Genomic DNA, 26,231 nt, shown 5'->3' with positions numbered 1-26,231 from the left:
AAAGCCCCCTTCAAAGTCTTGCGCAGCGATCCCATGGCGGAATCGCGGCTCGGTTTAGCGATACGGAGCGTCGAGTTCCAGATTCTTCGCGATCAGCCGTTCCCAGCGGTCGCCATTGTCCAGCAGTCGGGCCTTGTCATAGAGCAGTTCTTCGCGCGTCTCGGTGGCGAACTCGCTGTTCGGTCCCTCGACGATGGCGTCAACCGGGCAGGCCTCCTGGCACAGACCGCAGTAGATGCATTTGACCATGTCGATGTCGTAGCGCGTCGTGCGGCGGCTGCCGTCGGCGCGCGGTTCGGCCTCGATGGTGATGGCCTGGGCGGGGCAGATAGCCTCGCACAACTTGCAGGCGATGCAGCGTTCCTCGCCGTTCGGATAGCGGCGCAGCGCGTGCTCGCCGCGGAAGCGCGGCGACTGCGGGTTGCGCTCGAACGGATAGTTCACCGTCGCCTTCGGCTTCATCATGTACTTCATCGACAGGCCGACGGCGCCGAACACGTCGGTCAGCATCGCGCCCTTGGCCGCCTGAACGATACGGGTCAGCATTACGATTTCACTCCGGCGCAGTCGCGTTGATAGCGCGCGCTTTCCTTGTCGAGGGTCTGGCAAAGGCGCTGGCGCTCGGCGTCCTGCCGCTGCACCTGCTCCATCTTGCGTTCCCACTGATAGACCGAGACCGGGTCGGCCTCATAGGCCGCACAGGCCGACGCCAGAATGGGCGCGGCCAGGGCGATGATCATGACGACGGCCCGTTTCATTCGCCCACCTGCCGCTTGCAATCGTCGCGGTCGAAGCGCGGATCGTCGCGCGACAGACGCTGGCAATAGGCGCGCTTGTCAGCAACCTCGCGACGTTCCCGCTCGACCCGCTCCAGCCGCGCCCCTGCACTCTCAGGCGCAGCCGGGCTCATCGGCTTGAAGGTGCAGGCCGACAGACCGGCGACGAGGGCCAGCGCAAGCAGTGATGTGGCGCGAACGCCCATCACGCACCCACCGCGAAGACACGCCAGGCCGCCACGGCCACCACGGCGATCAGCGACGACGGCAGGAAGATCTTCCAGCCCAGACGCATCAGCTGGTCATAGCGGTAGCGAGGCACGAAGGCTTTCACCAGGGCGATCATGAAGAACCAGAAGACGATCTTGGTCGCCAGGACCAGGAAGTAGAACAGGTTGGCCAGGAAGGTCGGCCAGCTGTCGAGGAAGTCAGTCGGGAAGCCCGGATTCCAGCCGCCGCAGAACAGCAGGCTGATCATGGCGCACATGAAGACGATGTTGGCGTACTCGCCGATCATGAACAGCAGGTAGGGCGTCGACGAATATTCGACCTGATAACCGGCCACCAGCTCCGACTCCGCCTCGGGAAGGTCGAAGGGCGGGCGGTTGGTCTCGGCCAGGGCCGAGATGAAGAAGACAATGGTCATCGGGATCATGACCACGATGGTCGGCAGGGTGTCGAGGCCGCCGCCGAACATGTTCCAGTTCCAGATCCAACCGGTCTGCTGGGTCACGATCTCGGTCAGGTTCATCGTCCCCGCCAGCAGGATGACGTTGATAATGACCAGGCCCATCGAGACCTCATAGGACACCATCTGCGCCGCCGAACGCAGCGAGCCCAGGAATGGATACTTCGAGTTCGAAGCCCAGCCGCCCATGATGATGCCGTAAACGCCCAGCGAACTGATCGCGAGGATGTAGAGCACGCCGACGTTCAGGTCAGAGATCACCCAGCCCGGCGCGAACGGGATCACGGCCCAGGCGATGAAGGCCAGGATGAAGGTGATCAGCGGCGCGGCCAGGAAGACGACCTTGTCGGAACCCGACGGGACGACGATTTCCTTGAGCACGAACTTGAAGAAGTCAGCGAAGGACTGCAGCAGGCCGAAGGGGCCGACCACGTTGGGGCCTTTGCGCATCTGCACGCCGGCCCAGATCTTGCGGTCCGCCAGCAGCAGGAAGGCGAGCGAGATCAGGATCCCGACCGTGACGATCAGGATGCCGCCGATGGTGACGAGGGTCCAGCCGAGGGGGGTGGCCCAGAAGGAGTTCGCAGCGTCCATGATTTACTCCGCCGCCAGGGCGACCGGCGCCGTCCGCTCAGCGGACAGTTGGGCCATCGTTTCGCTGGCGCGCGCGATCGGGTTGGTCAGGTAGGGATCGACGATGGTCGACACGAAGGCGACGTCGCCCAGATCGCCCTTGGCGCCCAGAGCCGCCACGTCGAACGACTGAGCCGGCGCCAGATAGTCGATGCGGCCGAAGGTAGGATGGTCGCCCATCAGCTTGGCGCGCAATTGTTCCAGGGTGTCGAACGGCAACTTCTGGCCGACCCGTTCCGACAGGGCGCGGATGATGGCCCAGTCTTCCTTGGCCTCGCCCTTCGGGAAGACGACGCGTTCCGCCATCTGCACCCGGCCTTCGGTGTTCACGTACAGGCCCGACTTCTCGGTGTAGGCGGCGCCCGGCAGGATGACGTCGGCGCCGTGCGCGCCACGGTCGCCGTGCGAGCCCAGATAGACGCGGAAGGCGTCGGAGGCCGAAGCGTTCACTTCATCGGCGCCCAGCAGGAACAACACGTCCAAAGCGCCCGGCTTCAGCATGCCGGCCACATCCAGACCGCCCTCGGCGGGGACGAAGCCCATGTCCAGGCCGCCGACGCGCGCGGCGGCGGTGTGCAGGACGTTGAAGCCGTTCCAGCCGTCCTTGACCACGCCGACCTTCTTGGCCAGCACGCCCAGGGCGTGCAGCACGGCCGCGCCAGTGTCGCCGACCAGGGCGCCCGCGCCGACGATGATCGCCGGGCGTTCAGCCTTGGTCAGGAAGTCGATCGCCGCCTTGGGCAGCTTGCCGACCGTCTTCGAACCGGCGCCCAGGTAGTTGTAGTCATAGGTCAGGTCGACCTGTTCGCCGACGACGCCGATCTCGGCGGCGCCCTTCAGCCAGACCTTGCGGATACGGGCGTTTAGCAGCGGGGCCTCGGTGCGCGGATTGGCGCCGACGATCAGGATGGCGTCAGCGTTTTCAATGCCTTGCAGGCCAGAGTTAAACAGCCAGCCCTCGCGAGCCCCCTGCCCGATCGCGGCGCCGTCCTGACGGCAGTCGGTGTTGGCCGAGCCCAGGGCGCGGAACAGATCCAGCGTCGCCTTCATCGACTCCGCGTCCTGCAGGTCCCCGGCGATGACGCCTATGCGGTCAGCCGAAGCCGCCTTGATCTTGGCGGCGACAGCGTTCAGGGCCTCATCCCACGAGGCGACGCGCAGCTTGCCGTTCTCACGGACATAGGGCTTGTCCAGGCGCTGACGGGCCAGGCCGTCGACGGCATAGCGGCTCTTGTCCGACAGCCACTCTTCGTTGATGCCCTCATTCACGCGCGGCAGAACGCGCATGACCTCGGCGCCGCGCGCATCGGCGCGGATGTTCGAGCCCAGGGCGTCCATGACGTCGATGGTCTCGGTCTTCTTCAGCTCCCACGGACGATAGTGGTACTGCCAGGGGCGGTGCGTCAGGGCGCCGACCGGGCACAGGTCGTTGACGTTGCCCGACAGTTCGCTGTCGATGTTCTTTTCGAGATAGGTCGTGATCTCGGCGCCTTCGCCGCGCGAGATCATGCCGATGTCCGGCACGCCGGCCACTTCGGTGATGAAGCGAACGCAACGCGTGCACTGGATGCAGCGCGTCATGAACGTCTTGACCGTCGGGCCCATGTTCTTTTCCTCGACCGCGCGCTTGTTCTCGCCATAGCGCGAACCGTCACGGCCATAGCCGACCGCCTGGTCCTGCAGGTCGCACTCGCCGCCCTGGTCGCAGATCGGGCAGTCCAGCGGGTGGTTGATGAGCAGGAACTCCATCACCCCTTCGCGGGCCTTCTTGACCATCGGCGTGTCGGTGAAGATTTCCTGACCTTCAGCGGCCGGCAGGGCGCACGAAGCCTGCGGCTTCGGCGGTCCGGGCTTCACCTCGACCAGGCACATCCGGCAGTTGCCGGCGATGGACAGGCGTTCATGGTAGCAGAAACGCGGGATCTCGTGCCCGGCGCGCTCGGCGACCTGCAGCACGGTCATGCCGGGTTCGAACTCGGTTTCGACGCCGTTGACCTTGGCGATAGGCATTACGATTACTCCGCCGCGATCGCGTGGCCGGCGAAGTTCGCGCGGCGGCTGCGGTAGGTGTTGATGCGGTCTTCGATCTCGTGACGGAAGTGCCGGATCAGGCCCTGAACGGGCCAGGCGGCGGCGTCGCCGAGGGCGCAGATGGTGTGGCCTTCGACCTGACCGGCCACGTCGAGCAGCAGGTCGATCTCCGACGGATCGGCGTCGCCCACGGCCATGCGTTCCAGCACGCGCCACATCCAGCCGGTGCCTTCGCGGCACGGCGTGCACTGGCCGCAGCTCTCATGCTTGAAGAAGTAGCTGATGCGGGCGATGGCCTTAACGATGTCAGTGGACTCGTCCATCACGGTCACGCCAGCCGTACCCAGCGACGAGCGCATCTCGCGCATGGAGTCGAAGTCCATCAGCGCGACTTCAGCCTGTTCGCGCGTGATGACCGGGCAGGATGCGCCGCCGGGGATGATGGCTTTCAGATTGCCCCAACCGCCACGGACGCCGCCGCCGTGATCCTCGATCAACTGACGCAGCGGCATCGACATGGCTTCTTCGACCACACAGGGCGTGTTCACATGCCCCGACAGGGACATCAGCTTGGTGCCGGTGTTGTTCGGACGACCGAAGCTGGCGAACCAGTCGGCGCCGCGACGCAGGATGGTGCCGACCACAGCGATCGATTCCACGTTGTTCACCGTGGTCGGGCAGCCGTACAGGCCCGCGCCGGCCGGGAACGGCGGCTTCAGGCGCGGTTGGCCCTTCTTGCCTTCCAGCGATTCCAGCAGAGCCGTCTCTTCGCCGCAGATATAGGCCCCGGCGCCGTGGTGGATATAGACGTGGAAGTCCCAGCCGTGGACGTTGTTCTCGCCGATCAGCCTGGCCTCATAGGCCTGCTTGACGGCGGCTTCCATGCGCTCGCGCTCCAGCACGTATTCGCCGCGCAGGTAGATGTAGCAGGCGTGGGCCTGCATCGCGAAGGAGGCGATCAGCGCGCCTTCGATCAGCAGTTGCGGATCATGACGCATGATCTCGCGGTCCTTGCAGGTCGCGGGCTCGGATTCGTCGGCGTTGATGACCAGGTAGTGAGGACGATCCTTCACTTCCTTCGGCATGAAGGACCACTTCAGGCCGGTCGAGAAACCGGCGCCGCCGCGTCCGCGCAGGCCCGAGTTCTTGACGTTGGTGATGATCCAGTCGCGGCCAAGGTCCAGCATGTCCTTGGTGGCGTTCCACGCGCCGCGTTGCTTCGCCCCCTCCAGGCCCCAGTCATGGAAGCCGTAGAGGTTGGTGAAGATGCGGTCCTTGTCTTCGAGGATTCCGACCATGAGCCCTTAAAGTCCTTCCGCCATGCGGCGTTTATGGTGGCGGGTGCGCATGAAGATCGAACCGATCACCAGCGCCCAACCCACGGCCAGGACGCCATAGGCGCCCGTCACCGCATCTTCCGTAAGTCCGAACCGGCCTTCACGAGCGAACAGCACCAGTCCGGCCGCCACCACGATCAGCGCCATCCCGCCCCAGCGGAACGGCCAGCCGACGCGACGCAGCTCGGCCCGGTAAGCCGCCCTGCCCTCGTCCGTGTCCAGGTTCGGTCGCGTCATCAGGCCGGCGCCTTCTCAACGACCGGTTGCGAGTTCGGCAGCGACATGATCTTCTGTGCGCGCGAGCCGTCGTACAGCGTCGGATCCTTCAGGACCAGGGCGCCGCCCTCAGGCTCGGAGGTGTGACGACCGACGCGCGAACCCGGCTTCGGCGACTTGCCGGCGGCGAAGTCGTCGATGATCTGGGCCATCGTCTCGGGCGTCAGGTCTTCGTAGTAGTAGTCGTTGATCTGGGCCATCGGCGCGTTGGCGCAGGCGCCCAGGCACTCGACTTCCTGCCAGGTGAAGCGACCGTCGGCGGACAGGACGTCCTTGGGACCGATCTTCTCCTTGCAGACCCGCATCAGCTCATTGGCGCCGCGCAGCATGCAGGGCGTGGTGCCGCAGACCTGGATCAGGGCGGCTTTGCCGACCGGCTCCAGCTGGAACATGGTGTAGAAGGTCGCGACCTCCAGCACCCGGATGAAGGGCATGCCCAGCAGTTCGCCGATGGCGCGGATGGCGGGTTCCGAGACCCAGCCTTCCTGCTTCTGGACCAGCCACAGGATCGGGATCACCGCCGACTGGCGACGGCTTTCAGGGTATTTCTTGATCCACCACTCGGCCTTGGTCTTCGTGTCCTTTGAAAAGGCGAAGGATTCAGGCTGTTCCTTGGCGAGGCGACGAACGCTCATCGGTCCACTTCTCCGAACACCATGTCGAGCGAACCGAGGATGGCCGACACGTCCGCCAGCATGTGGCCCGTGTTCATCCAGTCCATCGCCTGCAGGTGACGGAACCCGGGGGCCGACAGCTTGACGCGGTAGGGTTTGTTGGTGCCGTCCGACACCAGATAGACGCCGAACTCGCCCTTGGGCGCCTCGACGGCCGCATAGACCTCGCCTTCCGGCGTCTTGAAGCCCTCGGTGTAGAGCTTGAAGTGGTGGATCAGCGCTTCCATCGAACGCTTCATCTCACCGCGGCGCGGCGGGGTGATCTTGTTGTTCTCGGTGATGACCGGTTCGCCGGGGCAGTTGCGCAGCTTGTGGATGCACTGTTCCATGATGCGGATCGACTGCTTCATCTCTTCGATGCGGCAGAGGTAGCGGTCCCAGCAGTCGCCGTTCTTGCCGACAGCAATGTCGAACTCGAGGTCGGCGTAGCAGTCGTAGGGCGTAGCCTTGCGCAGATCCCAGGCGATGTCCGAACCGCGCAGCATGACGCCCGAGAAGCCCCAGGCCAGGGCCTGCTCCTTGGACACCACGCCGATGTCGACGTTGCGCTGCTTGAAGATGCGGTTCTCGGTGACCAGGCTCTCGATGTCCGCCAGCTTGGCCGGGAACTCGGCGCACCAGCGGCCAATGTCGTCGATCAGTTCCGGCGTCAGGTCCTGATGGACGCCGCCGGGACGGAAGTAGTTGGCGTGCAGACGGGCCCCGCAAGCGCGCTCGTAGAAGACCATCAGCTTCTCGCGCTCTTCGTGGCCCCACAGCGGCGGGGTCAGGGCGCCCACGTCCATGGCCTGCATGGTCGTGTTCAGCAGGTGGTTCAGGATGCGGCCGATTTCCGAATACAGGACCCGGATCAGCTGGCCCCGGTACGGGACGTCCAGTTCCAGCAGGCGCTCGATGGCCAGGCAGAAGGCGTGCTCCTGGTTCATCGGCGAGACGTAGTCCAGCCGGTCCAGGTAGGGGATGTTCTGAAGGTAGGTCCGGGCCTCCATCAGCTTTTCGGTGCCGCGATGCAGCAGGCCGATATGCGGATCGACGCGGGTCACCAGCTCGCCGTCCAGCTCCAGCACCAGACGCAGCACGCCGTGCGCGGCCGGGTGCTGCGGGCCGAAGTTGATGGTGAACTTGCGATCGTCCATCGCCCGCGCGTGCGGGGTCAGGCCGTCTTCGTAGTCCTCGAACGGGTCGATCGCCCTGGGGGCGGCCGTCGTGGGGGTGTTTTCGCCAACAGCCATTACTTGGCTCCCGCCTTCTCGTCGCCCGGCAGGACCGGAGCGGGGTACTCAGCGCCTTCCCACGGAGAGAGGAAGTCGAAGTTGCGATATTCCTGGGCCAGCTTCACCGGCTCATAGACCACGCGCTTCTGCTCTTCGTCGTAGCGGACCTCGACATAGCCCGTCATCGGGAAGTCCTTGCGCAGCGGATGTCCCTCGAAACCATAGTCCGTCAGGATGCGGCGCATGTCGGGGTGATCCGAGAAGATCATGCCGTACATGTCGAAAGCCTCGCGCTCGAACCAGCCTGCCGACGGGTAGACCGACGTCACGCTGGGGACAGGCTGAACCTCGTCGGTCGAAACCTTGACGCGCACCCGCGCTGCGCGGGTCAGCGACAGCAGGTGATAGACAACCTCGAACCGCTCGGCGCGGTCGGGATAGTCGGCGCCGCAGGCGTCCATAAGCAGCTGGAAGCCGAACTGATCGCGCAGGGCCGTCATGACCTCGACGATATTCTCGCGTGCGGCGATCAGGGTCAGCTCGCCGTAGGCGACGACGGCCTCGACACCGAGAGCGGCCACCATTTCGGTCCCCAGCGGGGTCAGGGCGGATTCGCGCTCCGCGACGCGCACCAGCTCGCTCATCGCTCGATCGTCCCCGTGCGGCGGATCTTCTTCTGCAGTTGCAGGATGCCGTACAGCAGAGCCTCCGCTGTCGGCGGGCAGCCCGGAACATAGACGTCCACCGGCACCACGCGGTCGCAACCGCGCACGACGCTGTAGCTGTAGTGGTAATAGCCGCCGCCGTTGGCGCAGCTGCCCATCGAGATGACGTAGCGCGGGTCCGGCATCTGGTCATAGACCTTGCGCAGGGCCGGAGCCATCTTGTTGGTCAGGGTGCCGGCGACGATCATCAGGTCAGACTGGCGTGGCGAACCGCGCGGCGCGGTGCCGAAGCGTTCCAGGTCGAAACGCGGCATCGACAGGTGGATCATCTCGACAGCGCAGCAGGCCAGGCCGAACGACATCCACATCAGCGAACCCGTGCGGGCCCAGTTGATGACGTCGTCAAGCGAGGTCGTCAGGAAGCCCTGCTCGCCGACTTCGGTGTTCACCGCCTCGAAGAACTTGTCGTGAATCTTGGGGTCGTAGCCTTCCACGGTCGAGCGCGCGGCCGAGCCGGCGGGGACCAGGGGCGACGCCAAGGGCGACGAAGGCGCGATTATTGCCATTCCAGCGCTCCCTTCTTCCATTCGTAGATAAAGCCGACCGTCAGGACGCCGAGGAAGACCATCATCGACCAGAAGGCGAAGACCATGCCGCCGGTCGACAGGTCGAACATCGACACCGCCCACGGGAAGAGGAAGGCCACTTCCAGATCGAAGATGATGAAGAGGATCGACACCAGATAGAACCGGACGTCGAACTTCATGCGTGCGTCATCAAAGGCGTTGAAGCCGCATTCGTAGGCCGACAGCTTCTCAGTGTCGGGATTTTTCGGCGCCAGAGCCCAGGCGGCCAGCATGAAGCCGAGGCCAAGGACGGCGGCGATCGCCAGGAAAACGACGATCGGGAGGTATTCCAGAAGAAATGCGTTCATTCGAGCTGCCTCGCCCGCCGAGGGAGGGGGCGGATTCGGGGCTTCTTAGACCCAACCTCGCCGGGGTTCAAACCCATGTCGGCAAAGGTTTTTTGTTGAGAACGGTTCGCAAGCTTATGCGCGTTTTGCCGCAGGCCCCGACATTGCCAGTCGCACCGCCGATACGCGTAAATGGAGGCTTCCCAATACCGTTGTAATGAAGGTCGCAGCATGAGCCTGGCAGCCCGCTTGCTGAACACCATCGAGCGCGTCGGCAATCGCCTGCCCGACCCCGTATTTCTCTTTCTGTGGCTGATCCTGGGCCTGGTCGTGCTCAGCATGGTCGGCGCCGGTCTGGGGTGGTCCGCCGTCAACCCCGTGACCGGCGACGTGCTGCAGGCGGAGAGCCTGTTGTCGCCCGCCAACCTGGAGCGGCTGTTCATCGGCATGCCGCGCACCCTGGCCGATTTCCCGCCGCTGGGGATCGTGATCACAATTATTTACGGCGCCTCGGTCGCCGAGCGGACCGGCATGTTCTCGACCGCCATTCGCGGCGCCCTGCTGAACGCGCCGCGATTCATCCTGACGCCCATCGTGGTGGTGACAGGCATGGTGTCGCACCATGCCTCCGACGCCTCCTATGTGGTCGTCATTCCGCTGGCCGCTGTCATCTTCGCCGCCGCAGGCCGCCACCCGCTGGCCGGTCTGGCCGCAGGTTTCGCCGCCGTCTCGGGCGGCTATGCAGGCAACCTCTTCCCCGGCGCCAGCGACGCGCTGATTCTGGGCATCACAGAACCCGCCGCCCACCTGATCGATCCGTCCTACGCCGTCAGCATCGCCGGCAACTGGTTCTTCATCGTCGGCGTCGTCTTTGTCTTCACCCCAATCGTCTGGTTCCTGACCGACCGGGTGATCGAGCCGCGCCTCGGCCCCTGGGTTCCCAGCTCCGCCGCTCCCGCCACCACTGAAGAGAAGCAGCCCCTGTCCGGCATGGAGAAGCGCGGGCTCGTCTTCGCCGGCCTGACCATCCTGTCGATGATTGCGCTGTGGACCCTCATCACCCTCCTGCCGGGATCGCCCTTCGTTGACGCCGACGCCGAGCCGGCCCAGCGCTTCAACCCCCTGTATCGTTCGCTGGTCGCCTTCTTCGCACTGACCTTCTTCGGCGCAGGCGCAGCCTTCGGCGTCGGCTCCGGCTCGATCAGGAGCCACCACGATCTGGTGCGGATGATGCGCGAGGGGATCAGCCAGCTGGCCCCCTATGTCGTCCTGGCCTTCTTCGCCGCCCACTTCGTTGCCATGTTCAACTGGTCGGGTCTCGGCCCCATCCTGGCCGTCAACGCCGCCGGCTCCCTGCGCGAACTGGCCCTGCCCACGCCCCTGCTGCTGATCATCGTGGTGCTGGTGTCCTGTATCTTCGACCTGTTCATCGGCTCGGCCTCGGCCAAGTGGTCAGCCCTGGCCCCCATCGTCGTGCCCATGTTCATGTTGCTGGGGATCAGCCCCGAGATGACGACCGCCGCCTATCGCATGGGCGACAGCGTCACCAACATCGCCACGCCGCTGATGAGCTACTTCCCGCTGATCCTGACCTTCGCCCAGCGCTGGGACCCTCGCTTCGGCCTTGGATCTCTGATGGCCACCATGCTGCCCTACGCCGGAGCCTTCCTGGTCGCCGGCCTGATCATGGTGGCGGCCTGGGTGGCGTTGGATCTGCCGCTGGGGCCGGGCGTGGGCGTTCACTATACCCCGCCGCCGCCCGCCACCGCCTCGCACCTGCCGGTGGACGGCGGAATAGCAGGCCCCGTCGCCCCGCCACAGGCCGCCGCCGCTGCCAAGTAACGGAGCCCGCGCTATCTTTTCACTTATCCACAGTCGGGCCGCTTGACAGTAACGGGCCTCCCCGCCTAAACGACGCCCCTCGCCGGGACGCATTGCTTCCCGGCGGGAAACGCGGGTGTAGCTCAGTTGGTTAGAGTGCCGGCCTGTCACGCCGGAGGTCGCGGGTTCGAGTCCCGTCACTCGCGCCATTCTCTTAAAGAACAAGAGAATGGCGCGCCCCCGCCCTCCCCTTACATAGTATAATACTGGCATAGCGTTTGCGCCGACTGTTGGAGCGCGCAAGATGCATGTCGATGCTGGCCGCGTCATTCTGGTTGTCCAAAGACACAGCGGTCCCCCTGGATAGCATCAGCGGATTCGCATTTTCCCTGATCGCGAGCGTGCCGCCCGAACCCCGCCGCTACGGGTGCCGCGCCAAGGCCGCGGGGAAAGACGCCCCGCCGCCTTCCCGGAAGCCTCAATGGCCGCCAGAACAGTCCAGCAGACTCGACGTGGCGACATGTCACTCAGACTCCCGAAGCAACGCCACGGGCAGCAGCTAGTCAGCGTCGAAGCCGTGCATTACTATGAGGGAACAGTTGAAAGGGTCGCTGCTCATGCCCCGAAGGGCAGATGGCTGGGGAACTAGGACTCGAACCTAGAATGACGGTACCAAAAACCGTAGTGTTACCATTACACCATTCCCCAGCAGGACCAGTGCGCCCCGCAGTTCGTTGCTGCGAGGAGCGGTGAGATACGCCAAGGCTTTCTGGGATGCAACACCTGAAAACAGAAGAATTTTCATTGGGCCGCGACTTTTTTGAAAGCGGCAATTTCCCCGCTTGCGAGGTCCGGAACCCGTGGCTATAAGCCCCCTCCTCGGCGCAACGACGGCCTCTGGCCTGCGTCGAGACGAAATGTCGGAGTGTGGCTCAGTCTGGTAGAGCACTGCGTTCGGGACGCAGGGGTCGGAGGTTCGAATCCTCTCACTCCGACCATTTTTCTTAAATCGCTGGATGATTTCCCCATCATGGGGCCGTGCATTCGCGCGCCCGAGCATTAAGCTCTGCGGCATGATCAAACTGCTTTCCCCAACCGAAGTCGTCGCCTTCTGGATCGAGGCCGGTCCTCAGAAATGGTTCGCCAAGGACGCCGCTTTCGACGCGGCCTTCACCGAGCGGTGCCGCGATACCCATTTCGCCGCCGCCCGCCGCGAACTGGACCACTGGACCGACACGCCCGACGGCGCACTGGCCCTGATCATCCTGCTGGACCAGTTGCCGCGAAACGCCTTCCGCGACACGGCGCATATGTTCGCCACCGATTCACTGGCCCTGATGTTCGCCAAGGCGGCGATCGCGCAGGGTCATGACCGCAAGGTGGCCGCCGACCTGCGCCCCTTCGTTCTGATGCCGCTGATGCACTCGGAATCGCTCGCGGATCAGGAAAGGCTTCTGACCCTGCTGACCGAATCTGAATCGCCAGAGACATTCAAATTCGCCGTCATCCACCGCGACATCATCGCCCGCTTTGGCCGCTTCCCTCATCGAAACGCCAGTCTGGGACGCGAGACGACGGAGGAAGAAGCCGCCTTCCTGAGCGGAGACGGCTTCAAGGGCTGAGCGGCAAGCTCCCGATCGCCAACCCCAGAACCGACAGATTGATTGTACGCCCGTCAGACCCCTCTGACGGGCGTACCCATTTGTGATCATTCCGCCCACAGGTCTGGCCCGTTCGAGCCGTTGCAACGCGTGCATTTCATGCACAATGCGAATCATGACCGCCGCCCTCGCCCTCGCCGATCTTGAAACCCGCAGCGGGGCGGCTCCGGCTGATCACCCCGAATGGCAGTATCTCAACCTGCTGCGCGACATTCTCGACAACGGCGTGCGGCGCGACGACCGCACCGGCACCGGCACGCTCGGCGTCTTCGGCCGTCAGATCCGCTTTGACCTGTCGAAGGGTTTCCCCCTTCTGACCACCAAGAAGCTGCACACGCGGTCGATCTTCATCGAGTTGCTGTGGTTCCTGCGCGGCGAGACCAATATCGGCTGGCTTCAGGAGAACGGCGTCGGCATCTGGGACGAATGGGCGGACGCCAACGGCGACCTGGGCCCCGTCTATGGCAAGCAGTGGCGCTCCTGGGCCGCGCCAAACGGCCAGAGCATCGACCAGATCCAGAAGCTGATCCACGGCCTGAAGACCAACCCCAACAGCCGCCGCCATATCGTCAGCGCCTGGAACCCGGCCGACGTGGACGACATGGCCCTGCCGCCCTGCCACTGCCTGTTCCAGTTCTTCGTGGCCGACGGAAAGCTGAGCTGCCAGCTGTATCAGCGCTCTGCCGACGTCTTCCTCGGCGTGCCGTTCAACATCGCCTCCTACGCCCTGCTGACCCTGATGCTGGCCCAGGTGCTGGGGCTGGAGCCCGGCGACTTCGTCCACACCTTCGGCGACGCCCACCTCTATCTGAACCATCTGGAGCAGGCCGAGCTGCAACTGACCCGCCAGCCCCTGCCCCTGCCCACCCTGACCGTCGCCCCGAAATCCGATCTGTTCGCCTATGAGCTGTCGGACTTCGTGCTGAGCGACTACGCGCCCTGGCCGCACATCAAGGCCGCCGTCGCGGTCTGAGCCTCATGAAGATCGCTGACCTCAAGGCGGACGTCCTCCGCATCTCCGACATCTATGCGCGCGAACATTCCATCGACCGCGACCGCGCCGGAAATGGGGATTGGGCCCTGCTGAAGTTGCAGGAAGAACTCGGCGAAATGACCAAGGAGCACCTGAACCTTTCAGGTCGCGCGCGCGGCAAGCCCGACGCCGAGGCCCTGGCTGACGAAGCCGCCGATGTCCTGGGGATGCTGCTCATCTACTGTGAGCGTGCCGGGATCGACATCGAGGCCGCGATGCAGCGCAAATGGCTGAAGTGGCTGGAAACATCATAAACCGTCGTTACGTCGTCTAGCGGATTTTCGGAATTCGGCGCAACCTCCCCTGATCCGCGTCAATGCGGGCATGGAACGGGAGGGTTGTCATGTTGAAGAAGTTTGCGGCCGAACTGGTCGGGACGATGGTGCTGGTGCTGTTCGGGTGCGGGGCCGCCGTGCTGGGCGGGTTCGACCATGTGGGGCAGTTGGGCATCGCCCTGGCCTTTGGCTTCGCCATCATCGCCATGGCCTATGGCATCGGCCCGGTGTCGGGCTGTCACGTCAATCCTGCGGTCAGCCTGGGCGCCTTCGTCGCCGGGCGGATGAGCGCCAGGGACATGCTGATCTACTGGGCGGCCCAGTTCATCGGCGCCATCGTCGGGGCAGCCATCCTCGGCATGATCGCCAAGACCGGTTTCGCCAGCCTGGGCCAGAACGGCTTCGACGCCGGATCGCCGGGCGGATACGGCCTGCACGCCGCCCTGAGCTTCGAGATCGTGGCCACCGCCATCTTCATCATCGCCATTCTGGGCGTGACGGGGGCCAAGGGGCACGGCGCCTTCGCCGGCGTCGCCATCGGCATCACCCTGGCGGTCATCCACATCGTCGGCATTCAGGTGACCGGCGTGTCGGTCAATCCAGCCCGCAGCTTCGGCCCGGCCCTGCTGGTCGGCGGCCAGGCCCTGAGCCAGGTCTGGGTCTTCTTCGTCGCCCCGGCCATCGGCGCCGTGATCGGCGCGGCCTTCTTCCGCTTGAAACTGCTGGAGCCAGAGGCCTAAGTCCGATTCCGGGGGCGGCGTTCAGCCGTCCCCGCCTTTCGGAGTTCGCCAGTGTCTGTTCCCAAGATCGCCCTCGTCGTCGCCCGCGCCCGCAACGGTGTCATCGGCCACAAAGGCGACCTGCCGTGGCGGCTGCGGTCCGACCTGCAACGCTTCAAGGCCGTCACCGTCGGCAAGCCCTGCATCATGGGCCGCAAGACCTGGGAGAGCCTGCCGCTCAAGCCCCTGCCGGGCCGTCTGAACATCGTCCTGACCAAGGACGGCTCCTATGAGACCGAAGGCATGTCCAAGGGCGCCCTGGTCTGCTCGAACCTGGGCGAGGCCCTGTCCATCGCGCGCGAGACGGCGGAAGAGGACGGCGTGGACGAGGTCTGCATCATCGGCGGCACCGCTCTGTTCGAGATGGCTCTGCCCCGCGCCCAGCGCCTCTACATCACCGAGGTCGACGCCGAGCCCGAGGGCGACGCCCATTTCCCGACCTTCGACGAAACCGCCTTCGTCGAGATAGCCTCCGAGCCCCATCCGGCTGGAGACAAGGATGACCACGCCTTCACCTTCCGCACCCTCGATCGCCGCTGAACCGGAGACACGACCATGATCGTCGCCACCACCAATGACCTGACCGGCCACCGCATCGTCCGCCATATCGGCATGGTGCGCGGCGTCACCGTGCGCTCGCGCAACGCCATTTCCGACGCCATCGGCGGGGTCCAGTCGATGCTGGGCGGTCGCGTAGGCGTCTACGTCAAACTGGCGGAGACGGCGCGGCAGGAGGCCTACGACGATCTCGTCGCCCATGCGCGCGACATGGGCGCCAACGCCGTCCTGGCCATGCGCTACGACGCCAACGAGATCATGCCCGGCGTGACCGAAGTCCTGGCCTATGGCACCGCCGTCGTGGTTGAGCCGGCCTAGAGACCGAGGCTCTCGGCCACCCGCGCCGCCACCGCCGCGAAGCGCTGTGCCGCCTCGCCGTCCGGTTCGGCCGAGACCAGCGGCTGCCCGGCGTCGCCCGCTTGGCGCAGGGCGGCGTCCAGCGGTAAGTCGCTAAGGAATGCCACGCCCAGCCGGGCGGCTTCGGCCTCGGCCCCGCCGCGCCCGAAGACGTCGCCGCTCATGTTCTCGATCAGGCCCAGGGTCGGCACATTGACGCGCTGGAACAGGGTGTGGGCCCGGCGCGCATCGGCCAGCGCCACCTCCTGCGGGGTCGAGACGATGACCGCCCCGTCCAGCGGCGTTTTCTGGATCAGGGTCAGTTGCACGTCGCCGGTGCCGGGCGGCAGGTCCACCACCAGCACGTCCAGCGGCGCGTCTTCCGTGCCCCAGCGCGTCTGGGTCAGCATCTGGGTGATGGCCTGCGACGCCATCGGCCCGCGCCAGATCATGGCGTCGTCAGCCTTGGTCAACAGGCCGACCGACATCGCCTTCAGCCCATGGGCGAAATGGGGAACAATGGCCCCGTCCACATAGTCCGGCTGGCCGGACAGCCCCAGCATGGTCGGCAGCGACGGCCCATAGACGTCGGCGTCCAGTATCCCGACCGACAGGCCACGTGCCGCTAGAGCCGCCGCCAGATTGACCGCCACCGTCGACTTACCGACCCCGCCCTTGCCGCTGGCCACAGCCAGAACCCGCTTCACATGGGCCGGACGCTCGGTCGGCACCGGCGCCTTGGCCCGCCCTTGATCGGTCGCGGCCTTCGACAGGCCCGCCGTGCGACGGGGAGCCGCAGCCGCCACGGCCTCGGCGGTCAGCACGACCGAGACCCGCGCCATGCCCGGCATGGCCTTCAGCGCCGCCTCGGCCGCGTCGCGCACGGGGGCGTAGATGGCCGTCTCGCCCGCCGGAACCTCCATGACGAAGCCCGCCCGGTCCTCGGTCACCGTCAGCCCCTGAACCAGACCGGCGGCGACCAGCCCCTGTCCCGATTTCGGGTCCACAACGGCGTCTAGGGCGGCGATTACAGCGGTGCGGTCGATCAAGGTTCTGCTCCTTGGCCCTTGCCGGGCCGGTCGCGGGCGTTCTATCGCCCTCTGGTCCTGTCCGCGAGCCTGTTCCTTTGACCAAAACGCCCCGCCTCACCCTGATCGCCGGCCCCACCGCCTCGGGCAAGTCGCGTCTGGCGCTGGAAATGGCCGAACGGACCGGCGCCGTCATCGTCAACGCCGACAGCCAGCAGCTCTACGCCGACCTGCGCATCCTCACCGCCCGCCCGTCGATCGAGGACGAAGCCCGCGCCGAGCACCGCCTCTATGGCGTCGCTGACGCGGCCGAATCCTGGTCGGTCGGCCGCTGGACCCGCGCCGTCATGCCCCTGCTGGACGAACTGGCGGCGCAGGACCGGCCCGTCCTTCTTGTCGGCGGCACCGGCCTCTATTTCAACGCCCTGACGCGCGGCCTTGCCGACATCCCTGCCGTGCCTGACGAAGTCCGCGACGCGGTCCAGGCCGATTATGACACTGAGGGTGAGACCACGTTCCGTCGTCGCCTGGCCGAGGTCGATCCGACCGCCGCCGCCGCCATCACGCCCGGCGACCGCCAACGCCTGATCCGCGCCCTTAGCGTGTCCAGCCACACAGGCCGCAGCCTCACAGACTGGATCGCCGACACGCGCCCCCTTCTGGCGCCCGGCGGTTGGACCAGCCTGGTGCTGGAGCCGGAGCGCGCCAATCTCTACGCCTCATGCGATCTGAGGGTCGGCCAGATGATCGAACAGGGCGCACTGGACGAAGCGAAGGCTCTGGCAGACCGCCATCTCGATCCTGACCTGCCCGCCATGAAGGCGGTCGGCGTGCGCGAACTGATCGCCCATCTGGCCGGCCAGACCTCGATGGAACAGGCCGTAGCGCAGACTCGGCAGGCCACACGCAACTACGCCAAGCGGCAACTGACCTGGTTCCGCAACCAGACGCCGGACTGGCCGCGCGCCTAGGTCAGACGCGACGGGTCCAGGATCACGTGCCGGATGCGCGTCCGGTCATGCGTATAGGTGACATGGACCAGCCCGTCCGACGCCTGAACCACCGCGGGATAGGCGTAGCCGTGCGGCAGGGCTTCGCTCTCCAGCGTCAGCACGTTTCGCCATGACAGGCCGTCTGCCGACAGACCGACATTGAGTGGATAGCGCGGCCCCCGCCCCGGTCGGGCAGGTTCATGACCGGCATGATTGTAGATCATCAGGTGGCGCCCATCCGACAGCGTCGACGCATCCGTGCCCGAGTTGGGATTGGGCAGGTCCACAGCGCCGATGGGGCTCCATGTCCGCCCGCCGTCGTGCGACCAGCTTGACGCCAACGCCCCCTGACGCGCCCGCGCCACGGCCTGAAGCGCGCCGTTCGGATGAACCAGGACGCTGGGCTGGATGGCGTCGATATTCAGCGGCGAGCCGACCGGATCGGTCAGGGTCCAGTGACGCCCTTGATCCGTGCTGATCTCGAAATGCAGCCGCCAGTTCGCGCCTGCCGCCGACCCCATGCCTTCGCCCGCCTCGGTGCTGGACGGCGAAAGCCACGTCCCATCGGCCAGAACGACCGGCTTGTTCTTGATCGGCCCCAGAATCCCATCGGGCAGACGACGCGGCGCCGACCAGGTGCGACCACCGTCCGGCGAGGTCATGACCATGCCCCACCAATTAAAGGGATCCGGCCCGACCTTGTAAAACAGGATCAGATCGCCCTGCGGCGGTTGAAACAGCACGGGGTTCCAGGTCGGGTGACGCGATCCGTCGGGCTGAACGCCGTCGGCCAGCTGCACCCCCTCGGTCCAGGCGCCGTTCTCGAACCGGGCGAACCATATGCAGACGTCCGGGTGCTTCTCATGCGTGCCGCCGAACCAGGCGGCGGCCATGACGCCTCCCTTGGTCTCCACGATGGTTGAGGCATGGCACTGCGGATAGGGCGCCTGATCGTAGATGAAGCCGGAGCGGACAACGGCGCTCGAACCGTCTTCGTCTCTAGCCGCCGCAGCGCCCGCCGTGGCTGCGAAACCGCCCCCGAGACCTGCGCCCAGTCCCAGCCCGAGGCCCAATCCCAGTCGTCTGCGCGTGACCTCGACCATTCTGCACCCTCATTCTTATGGGCGGAATGCTTGCGGCCGTGTCTACCGGTGTCAATCGCCTTGGCCAGTGACAAATCAGCCGAAAATCCCGGGCGCGCGCGACCTTCCCCTTGGATGATCCACCGAGAAGACCTATATTGGATTTGTCCGGGTTCGCCCGGACTATGGCGATAAACGCGCTTGTAATAAGCGGACCGGACCCGGGTGCGATTCCCGGCGGCTCCACCAAATCTCTCACCGCGTTATCGGCGGGAGCTGCGGGGCCGACTAGCATCGACGGACGTGTAAAGAAGATGCTTTTGCCCGTCTTGGCCCACCGTATCGGGCCATTTTATAACTGCGAACGATAACTTCGCTGGAGAAGTCCGCCTCGCCGCGTAATGCGGTTCGGTTGATTTCGAACACTTAAGTCCTGGGGGTTCAGATCCTCAGGCGGGGCCCGGAGGGCGCCTGGCAACAGAAGCCCTCCACTTTCCTCACATCGGTCTCTTCCGTCACTCGCCTGTCGCGGGTAACAGTCGCGCGTCCCCAGTTTCGAGGCCCCGATGACGGATCAAACTCCCCCGGTCGATGAGATGTTCTACGAGCAACTCGCCCAGGACGCCCTGCGCGGCGTGATCCGCTCTGCGCTGGAACGCGCGGCCGAGCCCGCGGGCATTCCCGGCGCGCACCATTTCTACATCACGTTCAAGACACGGGCGCCCGGCGTCTCGGTGCCGCCGGACGTGCTGGCCAAGTATCCCGACGAAATGACCATCGTCCTGCAGCATCAGTACTGGGACCTCGACGTCCAGCACGACCGCTTCTCGATCATGCTGAAGTTCGGCGGCATGCCCAAGGTCCTGGCCATGCCCTATTCGGCGGTGACCCGCTTCTACGACCCCAGCGTCCAGTTCCTGCTGCAGTTCGAAGAGCCCGAGATCGTCGAGGCGGAGATCGCCCCTCTGTCGCCCCCGGCCCGCGACCCGAACGCCGCCCCGCCCCCCTCGGGCGACGACGACGGTCCCAAGGTGGTCTCTCTGGACCAGTTCCGGAAGAAGTAGGCCGCCCACAACGGACGAATCGCTCTTCCGCTAGGGTGTGGAAAGCGGACCAAGCTGGTTTATGCAGCCCGGATTTCTCCGACGTGCAAAAAAGGCGTGACCGCCGCCATCGCACGCTGGACGTATTCGGCCTTCTCGCCGACGGGCGCGACGTAACGGATAGCTTCTTCCGCGTCACGCTGAGTCGCCAAGCGCGCAATCATCCAAGCGGCCAGGTATTGCGAGGCAAGGCAGCCACCGGCGGTTGCGACATTGCCGTGCGCGGCGAAGGGCGCATCCACGACATTGACGCCCGCCTCGATGACCCAAGGCTTGGTCGTCAGATCGGTGCAAGCGGGCAGGTCGCCGATCAGCCCCAGCTTGGCCAGTAGAAGCGTGCCTGAGCACTGAGCGCCGATCAGCTGACGCGTCGGGTCCAGCGGCAGGTGCGACAGGAAGGTGGGATCGGCGGCGTAGTCGCGGGTCTTGATCCCGCTGCCAATCAGCACCGCGTCAGCGTCGGCCAAGAACTCCAGCGGCTTCTGGCGCTGGATCGTTACCCCAGCCATTGAAGTAACTTCCTGCGTGGGACACGTGATGTGGGCCGCCCAGCCCTGTGACTTCATCCTGTTCAAGATGCCTGCTGCGATGAAGGAATCCAGCTCGCTGAATCCGTCAAAGGTCAGGATGGCTATTTGCATGACTGGCTCGGGGCGGGGAGATGAGGAGGAAGACGGCACGTTCGCCGAGTTACAATCCCGACTCAAGACCGGACATCTGAATGTCCGCAACGGGTCGATTTTTGGTTCTGCTCTTAAGCCGCCGGTCGAAAGCGACCCCGCCCTCACCGCCTCGGAAACACCCGGATCGTGATCCGCTCGCGTTCGCCCTCGTTCCGCTCGACCAGCAGGCGCGCGACCTGGCTGTCGTCGTGGAACAGATAGCCCTTGATGGCGTCCAGCAGGGCCTTGGCCAGGTTGTCCAGGTCCATCCACGGGGCGTCTCCGACGTGCTCCATGCGGATCTCTACGACATAGTCGCCCCAGGCCGGGCGTGACGTCCACTCCTTGCGGAAGAACTCATAGGCCAGCGGCTTGTAGTATTTGGCCTGAGTGGTCAGGCCATCGATGGTGATCTCGACCACATCGCCCACCTCGCGTCCGCGCACCTTGCCTGTCCCGATCCAGCCTTCCACGCGCGCTTTGCTCCGTTCGCCAATGGTCGGGCCGCCTTGCCCCGCCGCGTCTGCGTGCTACACCGCCCGGCATCTTCCCGCCACGTCTGAGAACGAGCCTGCGATGACCAGCTTCCGCACAGAAACCGACACCTTCGGCCCCATCGAGGTCGCCTCGGACCGCTACTGGGGCGCGCAGGCCCAGCGCTCGCTCGGCAACTTCAAGATCGGCTGGGAAAAGATGCCCCTGCCGGTCGTTCGCGCCCTGGGCATCGTCAAGCGCGCCGCCGCCGAGACCAACCGCGACCTCGGCAAGCTGGACGCCAAGCTGGCCGACGCCATCATCGCCGCCGCCAATGAGGTGATAGAGGGCAAGCTGAACGACCACTTCCCGCTGGTCGTCTGGCAGACGGGGTCGGGCACCCAGTCGAACATGAACGCCAACGAGGTCATCTCGAACCGCGCCATCGAGATGCTGGGCGGCGAGATGGGCTCCAAGAAGCCGGTCCACCCCAACGACCACGTCAATATGAGCCAGTCGTCGAACGACACCTATCCGACGGCCATGCACGTCGCCTGCGCCGAGCAGGTGGTCAACGATCTGCTGCCCGCGCTGAAGCACCTGCACGCCGCCCTGGACGCCAAGTCCAAGGCCTGGGCCCACATCATCAAGATCGGCCGCACCCACACCCAGGACGCCACGCCCCTGACCCTGGGTCAGGAGTTCGGCGGCTACGCGCAACAGGTGGCCAACGGCATCGAGCGCATCGAGCAGACCCTGCCCAAGCTGATGGAACTGGCCCAGGGCGGCACCGCCGTCGGCACCGGCCTGAACGCCCCGGTCGGCTTTGCTGAAAAGGTCGCCGAGCAGATCGCCGGCATCACCGGCCTGCCCTTCACCACGGCGCCGAACAAGTTCGAGGCCCTGGCCGCCCACGACGCCATGGTCTTCAGCCATGGCGCGATCAACACGGTCGCCGCCTCGCTGTTCAAGATCGCCAACGACATCCGCTTCCTGGGTTCCGGCCCGCGTTCGGGTCTGGGCGAACTGGCCTTGCCCGAGAATGAGCCGGGCTCGTCGATCATGCCGGGCAAGGTCAACCCGACCCAGTGCGAAGCCCTGACCCAGGTCTGCGCCCAGGTGTTCGGCAACAACGCCGCCCTGTCGTTCGCCGGCTCGCAAGGCCACTTCGAGCTGAACGTCTACAACCCGGTCATGGCCTACAACTTCCTGCAGTCGGTCCGTCTGGTCGCCGACGCGGCCATCAGCTTCACCGACAACTGCGTCGTCGGCATCGAAGCGCGCGAGGACAACATCGAGCGCGGCCTGAACAACTCGCTGATGCTGGTCACGGCCCTGAACGGCAAGCTCGGCTACGACACCTGCGCCAAGATCGCCAAGACCGCGCACAAGAACGGCACCACCCTGCGCCAGGAAACCGTCGGCGGCGGCTACCTGACCGACGCCGAGTTCGACGAAGCCGTCCGCCCCGAGAAGATGATCTCGCCGGGCTGAGGCGCTTCGACAGACTGGCCAAGGACGGCGGCGAGAGCGATCTCGCCGCCGTTTCTCTTTGGATTATCGGCTGCGGATCATAGGCCCACCGGCGCCATCGCGCCCCGCCATGCGTGATCCAGGGGACGCCCCTGATATGGCGAAAGGCCCCGCCTGTAACAGCGGGGCCCCGGTGAAGTCGCTTTAAGGAAGGCTAGTGCTTCTCGGTCCAGCGCGCCTTGGCTTCATCCTTGGTCAGGTTCAGGTGAACGTGCTCGTCCACATGATCGACCCAGCTGACCGGGATCATGTGGTGCTTCAGGCCTGCGCCCATGTCGAACTTGGCCAGTTCGATCTGATCACCCATCACGTGGTCCACCCGACCGACGTGGCCGCCGTCCGACCCCACGACTTCGAGATGTTCCTTGATCATCGAGGCGTTTATCATCCTGGTCTCCATTGCTGATTGCGGATGATGGGGAAACGACCCACCCGCTTTCGGGTTCATCACAATGTCGACCAAGGAAGTTCACGATGTCGCTGACTAGACGCCAGTTCCTTCAGACCTGATGGGCGAGGTCGTCAATCTGAACAAGGCGAGGAAGGCTCGAGAAAGGGCTGAGGCCAAACGCGCCGCCGACGCCAATCGCCTCGCCTTCGGCCGCACCAAGACCGAGCGCCTGACCACGCAAAAGGAACGCGACCGCGAAGCCCAGAAGCTGGACGGTCACAAGCTGGACGAGCCTGAAAACTAGGCCGCCGCCGACCGTTTCGGCGCGCGGATCAGGAACAATTGTCCCGCCAGCACAAGACCCAACCCTAGGAAGGCGACCAGGCCGAACCTCGCCCCCTCGAACAGCACCGACACCAGCATGGCGATCGGCGGCGTCAGGGCCGAGATATAGCTGGCCAGGGCATAGCCCCGCATACGGGCAATGGTGAAATACAGGCCAAACGCAATCACCGAGCCGAACAGCGACAGATACAAGAGCGAGATGACATAGGCCGGGCTCCACGCCACCGACCAGGACACGCCGGTCACAAGGCCATAGAGCGCCAGCGCGGCCGTGCCATAGGCCATGGCCCAGGCCGTGCCGGGCAGGACCTGAGCCCCCGCCTCCTGCCCCTTCCAGGCGAACCAGTTGCCGAACGCCGAGGCCACCACCGCGATCACGGCGAAGCTCACGCCCTCGACCGCGTGCAGGCCCAGCCCCGCGCCCATGACCTCGCCGCCCGACAGGACCGCCACCCCGATCACCCCCATGCCAGCGCCCAGCCAGGCCGCCGAAGCCGCCTTCTGCTTCGATGCAACGCGGAACAGGATCAGGTTCAGGAAGGCCAGGGCCGCAAAGATCACCGCGACCACGGCCGAGGCGATCTTCTCCTCGGAGGCATAGACGAAGGCGTAGCTGATCGAAAACGAGAACAGCCCCTGCCCCATGGCCATCAGATGCTGCGGCCGGTTCATGGCCAGCCGCCCGCCCGTCGCCTTGACCACCAGAGCCAGCACCGCCGCCGCGATGGCGAAACGCATCACCACCGACACCACCGGATCGACCGCGCCCAGTTGGAAGGTGATGGCGTACCAGGTCGTGCCCCAGATCAGGGCGCAGACGCCGATACCGCCGATCGCCAGCGTGGCCGGGGACATCAGTGGCTTCACGGGTTCGGTCACGGATAGGGCCTCAGGGCGACTCAGTGGAAACGAAAGCGGAACCTCCGTTAACACCGGATCGCGAGCGCCGCGTCTCACGTCTTGCAGCCTTATGTGACGCTGGCGCGTTCTGCTAAGCTCGCCTTCTTACAGGATTCCTCCTCATGCGCTTCCTTCCGCTGATCGCCCCGCTCGCCCTTGTGGTCGCCGCCTGTTCCAGCGTCGCCGCGCCAGAGACCGGCAGCACGTCAATCGACGTCACCGCCGCCTATCGCGAACGCATCATGCTGCCGCCGGGCCATGTGCTGACGGTCAAGGTCGAAGACGTCAGCCTGATGGACGCCCCCGCCCGCGTTCTGGCGGAAACCAGCAAGCCGCTGGAAGGCCGAGGCCCGCCCTACGCCGTCATCCTGTCCGTGCCGAACAGCGAGATCGATGCTCGCCACAGCTACGCCGTCCGCGCCGAAATCCGCGATCCGGGCGGCGCCTTGCGCTTCACCACCGACACCCGCCATTCCGTGCTGACCCAGGGCGCGTCGAACAAGGCCGACATCATCATGGTCGGCGTTCGATAGGCCGTGAGCAGCCTCGCCAAGCGTTCCGTCCTGCTGTCCGGCCACGCCACCTCGGTGGCGCTGGAGCCGGAGTTCTGGGCCGTGCTGGACGCCATCGGGGCTGAACTGAACCTCGGCCGCGCCGCCCTGTTGATCCGCATCGACGCCTGGCGCGGCCGTCGCCCCCTCGCCTCGGCCTGCCGCGTGCTGGCCCTGCAATGGGCCGGCGGCGACCGCAGCTTTGCAGGAACCGAGCCATGACCAACGACAGCCGTCTGATCCCCGCCGCCGTCATTGGCGGTCTATTGGCCGTCGGCCTGATTGGCGCCGGCGCCTTGATTGGTCAGGGCGTGGTCAACGCTCGCGCCGGCGACCGCTCCGTCACTGTGCGCGGTCTGGCGGAAAAAGACGTCAAGGCCGATCTGGCCGTCCTGCCCATCCGCTTCACCGCATCCGGCGAGATCCTGTCGGAGGTTCAGGCCCGCATCGACGGCGACCTCATCATCGTGCGCCAGTTCCTCAAGGCTCAAGGCTATCCCGACGCCTCGGTCGATCTCGGCCCCCTGGGCGTCGCCGACACCCGTTCACGCGAATACGCCAGCCAGACCGGCGGCCCTCGCTTCATCCTGAACCAGACGGTCATCGTACGGACCAGCGACGTGGACCGGGTCCAGACCACCACACGCAACCTCAACGATCTGGTGCGTCAAGGCGTGGTGCTGCAGGACTTCCAGTGTCCGTCCTACATCTTCACGCGCCTGAACGACGTCCGCCCGGCCATGATCGCCGAGGCCACCGCCGCCGCCCGCACCGGCGCCGTCCAGTTCGCCAAGGACTCCGGCGCGCCTCTGGGTCCCATCAAGTCGGCAGGTCAGGGCTCGTTCGAAATCCTGCCCCGCGACGGTAACGGCGACGAAGCCACTTCGCTGAACAAGAAGATCCGCGTCGTCACCACCATCAGCTACCGTCTGAAATAGGCCCCGGGCGTCTCATCCCGACGAATGCGGGATGAGACGGGGCCGCATGGCCTTAGGCCGGAGCCTCAGACACGGGGGCCGCCACGGTCGGCGGCTCGGCGGGACGTGGCACGTCGGGCAGACGCGGCGCTTCCGGCAGCTTGGGCGCGGGGACATTGATGTCGAGGTTGACTTCCGGCGCCTCTGGCACGGCGGGTGCTTGCCCTCCGGAGTAAACAAACCAGCCGATGACGGCGACAGCGACGATCAGGCCTCCGACGATGAAGGCCAGCATGCCGCCGCCTCCCTTTCGCTCGGGCGCCGTGTTAATCGTAGTCTGGTGCACCACGCGTTCTGGCGGTGGGATATTGGGATCAGTCATCTAGCATCTCCTCACTGGCTGCCCGGGACGGCCGGGGCCGATACCTCTGGCAGCTTCACCTCGACATCGACGTTCTTGGTTTCCGGCGCCCCGCCCCGTCCGAACAGGAACCAGGCCAGAACCGCCACCACGACCACCAGGCCGCCGACGATAAAGGCCAGTCCGGCGTTTCCGCCTCCGCTTGAGCTCTCAGCCATTCGT

35 protein-coding genes, 3 tRNA genes and 1 other RNA gene are annotated in these 26,231 nt (G+C 65.5%); 18 read left to right on the top strand and 21 right to left on the bottom strand.

Features of this window, described 5'->3' with window-relative positions; translation table 11 throughout:
- Positions 1 to 54: 54 nt before the first annotated feature.
- The 12 genes from nuoI to ACOZBP_RS01995 form a co-directional block, all read right to left on the bottom strand.
- Entirely contained in the window at positions 55 to 546 is a 492-nt protein-coding gene (nuoI, locus tag ACOZBP_RS02050) for an NADH-quinone oxidoreductase subunit NuoI (protein WP_040345161.1), read from the bottom strand.
- The gene (locus ACOZBP_RS02045) at positions 546 to 758 is read right to left on the bottom strand and encodes a hypothetical protein (protein WP_422674793.1); all 213 of its coding nucleotides are present in this window, start codon (positions 756 to 758) and stop codon (positions 546 to 548) included. The genes nuoI and ACOZBP_RS02045 overlap by 1 nt, the downstream gene beginning before the upstream one ends.
- Positions 755 to 982: a hypothetical protein gene (locus ACOZBP_RS02040; RefSeq protein WP_422674792.1), complete on the bottom strand. Its 228-nt coding sequence runs from the start codon at positions 980 to 982 to the stop codon at positions 755 to 757. The genes ACOZBP_RS02045 and ACOZBP_RS02040 overlap by 4 nt, the downstream gene beginning before the upstream one ends.
- Positions 982 to 2,058: an NADH-quinone oxidoreductase subunit NuoH gene (gene nuoH, locus ACOZBP_RS02035; protein WP_422674791.1), complete on the bottom strand. Its 1,077-nt coding sequence runs from the start codon at positions 2,056 to 2,058 to the stop codon at positions 982 to 984. The genes ACOZBP_RS02040 and nuoH overlap by 1 nt, the downstream gene beginning before the upstream one ends.
- Before the next feature lie 3 nt (positions 2,059 to 2,061).
- Positions 2,062 to 4,107 (bottom strand): NADH-quinone oxidoreductase subunit NuoG, encoded by a 2,046-nt coding sequence (gene nuoG / locus ACOZBP_RS02030; protein WP_422674790.1) that lies wholly within the window; start codon positions 4,105 to 4,107, stop codon positions 2,062 to 2,064.
- Between the two features lie 5 nt (positions 4,108 to 4,112).
- Entirely contained in the window at positions 4,113 to 5,426 is a 1,314-nt protein-coding gene (gene nuoF, locus ACOZBP_RS02025) for an NADH-quinone oxidoreductase subunit NuoF (RefSeq protein WP_422674789.1), read from the bottom strand.
- A 6-nt stretch (positions 5,427 to 5,432) separates the two neighbouring features.
- The gene (locus ACOZBP_RS02020; protein ID WP_422674788.1) at positions 5,433 to 5,702 is read right to left on the bottom strand and encodes a hypothetical protein; all 270 of its coding nucleotides are present in this window, start codon (positions 5,700 to 5,702) and stop codon (positions 5,433 to 5,435) included.
- Complete coding sequence (nuoE, locus tag ACOZBP_RS02015) at positions 5,702 to 6,376, bottom strand: NADH-quinone oxidoreductase subunit NuoE (protein ID WP_422674787.1); 675 nt, start codon at positions 6,374 to 6,376, stop codon at positions 5,702 to 5,704. Before nuoE ends, ACOZBP_RS02020 begins: the two co-directional genes overlap by 1 nt.
- Positions 6,373 to 7,551, bottom strand: coding sequence for an NADH-quinone oxidoreductase subunit D (locus ACOZBP_RS02010; protein ID WP_422675470.1), 1,179 nt, complete (start codon positions 7,549 to 7,551; stop codon positions 6,373 to 6,375). Before ACOZBP_RS02010 ends, nuoE begins: the two co-directional genes overlap by 4 nt.
- 95 nt (positions 7,552 to 7,646) lie before the next feature.
- Entirely contained in the window at positions 7,647 to 8,273 is a 627-nt protein-coding gene (locus tag ACOZBP_RS02005) for an NADH-quinone oxidoreductase subunit C (protein WP_422674786.1), read from the bottom strand.
- Positions 8,270 to 8,881: a NuoB/complex I 20 kDa subunit family protein gene (locus ACOZBP_RS02000; RefSeq protein ID WP_422674785.1), complete on the bottom strand. Its 612-nt coding sequence runs from the start codon at positions 8,879 to 8,881 to the stop codon at positions 8,270 to 8,272. The genes ACOZBP_RS02005 and ACOZBP_RS02000 overlap by 4 nt, the downstream gene beginning before the upstream one ends.
- Entirely contained in the window at positions 8,851 to 9,228 is a 378-nt protein-coding gene (locus tag ACOZBP_RS01995) for an NADH-quinone oxidoreductase subunit A (protein WP_207821670.1), read from the bottom strand. The genes ACOZBP_RS02000 and ACOZBP_RS01995 overlap by 31 nt, the downstream gene beginning before the upstream one ends.
- Positions 9,229 to 9,438: 210 nt before the next feature.
- On the opposite strand from ACOZBP_RS01995, the gene ACOZBP_RS01990 reads away from it, so the two are divergent.
- Together ACOZBP_RS01990 and ACOZBP_RS01985 are read left to right on the top strand one after the other, a co-directional pair.
- Positions 9,439 to 11,049 carry an AbgT family transporter gene (locus ACOZBP_RS01990; protein WP_422674783.1) on the top strand — a complete coding sequence of 537 codons (1,611 nt, stop codon included), beginning with the start codon at positions 9,439 to 9,441 and terminating at the stop codon, positions 11,047 to 11,049.
- A gap of 111 nt (positions 11,050 to 11,160) precedes the next feature.
- Positions 11,161 to 11,237 (top strand) — tRNA-Asp (locus ACOZBP_RS01985).
- Positions 11,238 to 11,662: 425 nt separating this feature from the next.
- On the opposite strand, the gene ACOZBP_RS01980 is transcribed toward ACOZBP_RS01985, so the two are convergent.
- A tRNA-Gln gene (locus tag ACOZBP_RS01980) sits at positions 11,663 to 11,736 on the bottom strand.
- A gap of 213 nt (positions 11,737 to 11,949) precedes the next feature.
- On the opposite strand from ACOZBP_RS01980, the gene ACOZBP_RS01975 reads away from it, so the two are divergent.
- The 7 genes from ACOZBP_RS01975 to ACOZBP_RS01945 all read left to right on the top strand — a co-directional run bounded on the left by ACOZBP_RS01975 (position 11,950) and on the right by ACOZBP_RS01945 (position 15,652).
- Positions 11,950 to 12,026: transfer RNA gene (locus ACOZBP_RS01975), tRNA-Pro, on the top strand.
- 75 nt (positions 12,027 to 12,101) lie between these two features.
- Positions 12,102 to 12,650, top strand: a complete 549-nt coding sequence (locus ACOZBP_RS01970) for a DUF924 family protein (RefSeq protein ID WP_422674782.1) — start codon at positions 12,102 to 12,104, stop codon at positions 12,648 to 12,650.
- Positions 12,651 to 12,804: 154 nt separating this feature from the next.
- The gene (locus tag ACOZBP_RS01965; RefSeq protein ID WP_422674781.1) at positions 12,805 to 13,662 is read left to right on the top strand and encodes a thymidylate synthase; all 858 of its coding nucleotides are present in this window, start codon (positions 12,805 to 12,807) and stop codon (positions 13,660 to 13,662) included.
- A gap of 5 nt (positions 13,663 to 13,667) precedes the next feature.
- Complete coding sequence (locus ACOZBP_RS01960) at positions 13,668 to 13,976, top strand: phosphoribosyl-ATP pyrophosphohydrolase (RefSeq protein ID WP_422674779.1); 309 nt, start codon at positions 13,668 to 13,670, stop codon at positions 13,974 to 13,976.
- A gap of 89 nt (positions 13,977 to 14,065) precedes the next feature.
- A complete protein-coding gene (locus ACOZBP_RS01955) occupies positions 14,066 to 14,737 on the top strand; it encodes an aquaporin (protein WP_422674777.1) in 672 nt (223 codons plus the stop codon).
- Positions 14,738 to 14,788: 51 nt separating this feature from the next.
- Positions 14,789 to 15,316 (top strand): dihydrofolate reductase, encoded by a 528-nt coding sequence (locus tag ACOZBP_RS01950; protein ID WP_422674776.1) that lies wholly within the window; start codon positions 14,789 to 14,791, stop codon positions 15,314 to 15,316.
- A 15-nt stretch (positions 15,317 to 15,331) separates the two neighbouring features.
- Positions 15,332 to 15,652 carry a YbjQ family protein gene (locus tag ACOZBP_RS01945; protein WP_422674775.1) on the top strand — a complete coding sequence of 107 codons (321 nt, stop codon included), beginning with the start codon at positions 15,332 to 15,334 and terminating at the stop codon, positions 15,650 to 15,652.
- On the opposite strand, the gene ACOZBP_RS01940 is transcribed toward ACOZBP_RS01945, so the two are convergent.
- Positions 15,649 to 16,719 (bottom strand): Mrp/NBP35 family ATP-binding protein, encoded by a 1,071-nt coding sequence (locus tag ACOZBP_RS01940; RefSeq protein ID WP_422674774.1) that lies wholly within the window; start codon positions 16,717 to 16,719, stop codon positions 15,649 to 15,651. The two genes, ACOZBP_RS01945 and ACOZBP_RS01940, sit on opposite strands and share 4 nt — an antisense overlap.
- 77 nt (positions 16,720 to 16,796) lie before the next feature.
- On the opposite strand from ACOZBP_RS01940, the gene miaA reads away from it, so the two are divergent.
- Entirely contained in the window at positions 16,797 to 17,669 is an 873-nt protein-coding gene (gene miaA / locus ACOZBP_RS01935) for a tRNA (adenosine(37)-N6)-dimethylallyltransferase MiaA (protein WP_422674773.1), read from the top strand.
- Here the strand turns inward: miaA and ACOZBP_RS01930 are convergent.
- Complete coding sequence (locus ACOZBP_RS01930) at positions 17,666 to 18,793, bottom strand: sialidase family protein (protein ID WP_422674772.1); 1,128 nt, start codon at positions 18,791 to 18,793, stop codon at positions 17,666 to 17,668. The two genes, miaA and ACOZBP_RS01930, sit on opposite strands and share 4 nt — an antisense overlap.
- Positions 18,794 to 18,899: 106 nt before the next feature.
- Here ACOZBP_RS01930 and ssrA point away from each other — a divergent pair.
- Positions 18,900 to 19,265: a transfer-messenger RNA gene (gene ssrA / locus ACOZBP_RS01925) on the top strand.
- Positions 19,266 to 19,338: 73 nt separating this feature from the next.
- Entirely contained in the window at positions 19,339 to 19,836 is a 498-nt protein-coding gene (locus ACOZBP_RS01920) for an SspB family protein (protein ID WP_422674771.1), read from the top strand.
- A 59-nt stretch (positions 19,837 to 19,895) separates the two neighbouring features.
- Here ACOZBP_RS01920 and ACOZBP_RS01915 read toward each other — a convergent pair whose 3' ends face one another.
- Complete coding sequence (locus tag ACOZBP_RS01915; protein WP_422674770.1) at positions 19,896 to 20,516, bottom strand: DJ-1/PfpI family protein; 621 nt, start codon at positions 20,514 to 20,516, stop codon at positions 19,896 to 19,898.
- Between ACOZBP_RS01915 and ACOZBP_RS01910 the strand changes: the two genes are divergently transcribed.
- Positions 20,413 to 20,688: a hypothetical protein gene (locus ACOZBP_RS01910; protein WP_422675495.1), complete on the top strand. Its 276-nt coding sequence runs from the start codon at positions 20,413 to 20,415 to the stop codon at positions 20,686 to 20,688. The genes ACOZBP_RS01915 and ACOZBP_RS01910 overlap by 104 nt on opposite strands.
- Here ACOZBP_RS01910 and ACOZBP_RS01905 read toward each other — a convergent pair.
- A complete protein-coding gene (locus ACOZBP_RS01905; protein WP_422674769.1) occupies positions 20,660 to 21,010 on the bottom strand; it encodes a RusA family crossover junction endodeoxyribonuclease in 351 nt (116 codons plus the stop codon). The two genes, ACOZBP_RS01910 and ACOZBP_RS01905, sit on opposite strands and share 29 nt — an antisense overlap.
- A gap of 103 nt (positions 21,011 to 21,113) precedes the next feature.
- On the opposite strand from ACOZBP_RS01905, the gene fumC reads away from it, so the two are divergent.
- Positions 21,114 to 22,505, top strand: a complete 1,392-nt coding sequence (gene fumC, locus ACOZBP_RS01900; RefSeq protein ID WP_422674768.1) for a class II fumarate hydratase — start codon at positions 21,114 to 21,116, stop codon at positions 22,503 to 22,505.
- Positions 22,506 to 22,698: 193 nt separating this feature from the next.
- On the opposite strand, the gene ACOZBP_RS01895 is transcribed toward fumC, so the two are convergent.
- A complete protein-coding gene (locus ACOZBP_RS01895; RefSeq protein WP_422674767.1) occupies positions 22,699 to 22,932 on the bottom strand; it encodes a DUF2171 domain-containing protein in 234 nt (77 codons plus the stop codon).
- Between the two features lie 121 nt (positions 22,933 to 23,053).
- Here ACOZBP_RS01895 and ACOZBP_RS01890 point away from each other — a divergent pair, with 121 nt between their 5' ends.
- Entirely contained in the window at positions 23,054 to 23,239 is a 186-nt protein-coding gene (locus ACOZBP_RS01890) for a DUF4169 family protein (protein ID WP_422674766.1), read from the top strand.
- On the opposite strand, the gene ACOZBP_RS01885 is transcribed toward ACOZBP_RS01890, so the two are convergent.
- Entirely contained in the window at positions 23,236 to 24,135 is a 900-nt protein-coding gene (locus ACOZBP_RS01885; protein ID WP_422674765.1) for a DMT family transporter, read from the bottom strand. The two genes, ACOZBP_RS01890 and ACOZBP_RS01885, sit on opposite strands and share 4 nt — an antisense overlap.
- Positions 24,136 to 24,302: 167 nt before the next feature.
- Here ACOZBP_RS01885 and ACOZBP_RS01880 point away from each other — a divergent pair, with 167 nt between their 5' ends.
- The 3 genes from ACOZBP_RS01880 to ACOZBP_RS01870 are packed head-to-tail and all read left to right on the top strand — an operon-like array spanning position 24,303 to position 25,669.
- The gene (locus ACOZBP_RS01880) at positions 24,303 to 24,713 is read left to right on the top strand and encodes a YbaY family lipoprotein (RefSeq protein WP_422674764.1); all 411 of its coding nucleotides are present in this window, start codon (positions 24,303 to 24,305) and stop codon (positions 24,711 to 24,713) included.
- Between the two features lie 3 nt (positions 24,714 to 24,716).
- Positions 24,717 to 24,953 (top strand): ribbon-helix-helix domain-containing protein, encoded by a 237-nt coding sequence (locus ACOZBP_RS01875; protein ID WP_422674763.1) that lies wholly within the window; start codon positions 24,717 to 24,719, stop codon positions 24,951 to 24,953.
- Entirely contained in the window at positions 24,950 to 25,669 is a 720-nt protein-coding gene (locus ACOZBP_RS01870) for an SIMPL domain-containing protein (protein ID WP_422674762.1), read from the top strand. Before ACOZBP_RS01875 ends, ACOZBP_RS01870 begins: the two co-directional genes overlap by 4 nt.
- A 52-nt stretch (positions 25,670 to 25,721) precedes the next feature.
- Here the strand turns inward: ACOZBP_RS01870 and ACOZBP_RS01865 are convergent, their stop codons facing one another.
- On the bottom strand, positions 25,722 to 26,030 hold the full coding sequence (locus ACOZBP_RS01865; RefSeq protein WP_422674761.1) for a hypothetical protein: 309 nt from the start codon (positions 26,028 to 26,030) through the stop codon (positions 25,722 to 25,724).
- A gap of 11 nt (positions 26,031 to 26,041) precedes the next feature.
- Entirely contained in the window at positions 26,042 to 26,227 is a 186-nt protein-coding gene (locus ACOZBP_RS01860) for a hypothetical protein (RefSeq protein ID WP_422674760.1), read from the bottom strand.
- Between the last annotated feature and the right edge of the window lie 4 nt (positions 26,228 to 26,231).

Origin of the sequence: Brevundimonas sp. NPDC058933 (assembly GCF_049315965.1) — a bacterium.
Classification (GTDB): Bacteria; Pseudomonadota; Alphaproteobacteria; order Caulobacterales; family Caulobacteraceae; genus Brevundimonas.
The sequence above is the reverse complement of the archived record's forward strand: the minus strand, read 5'-3'. Positions and strand labels throughout refer to the sequence as shown.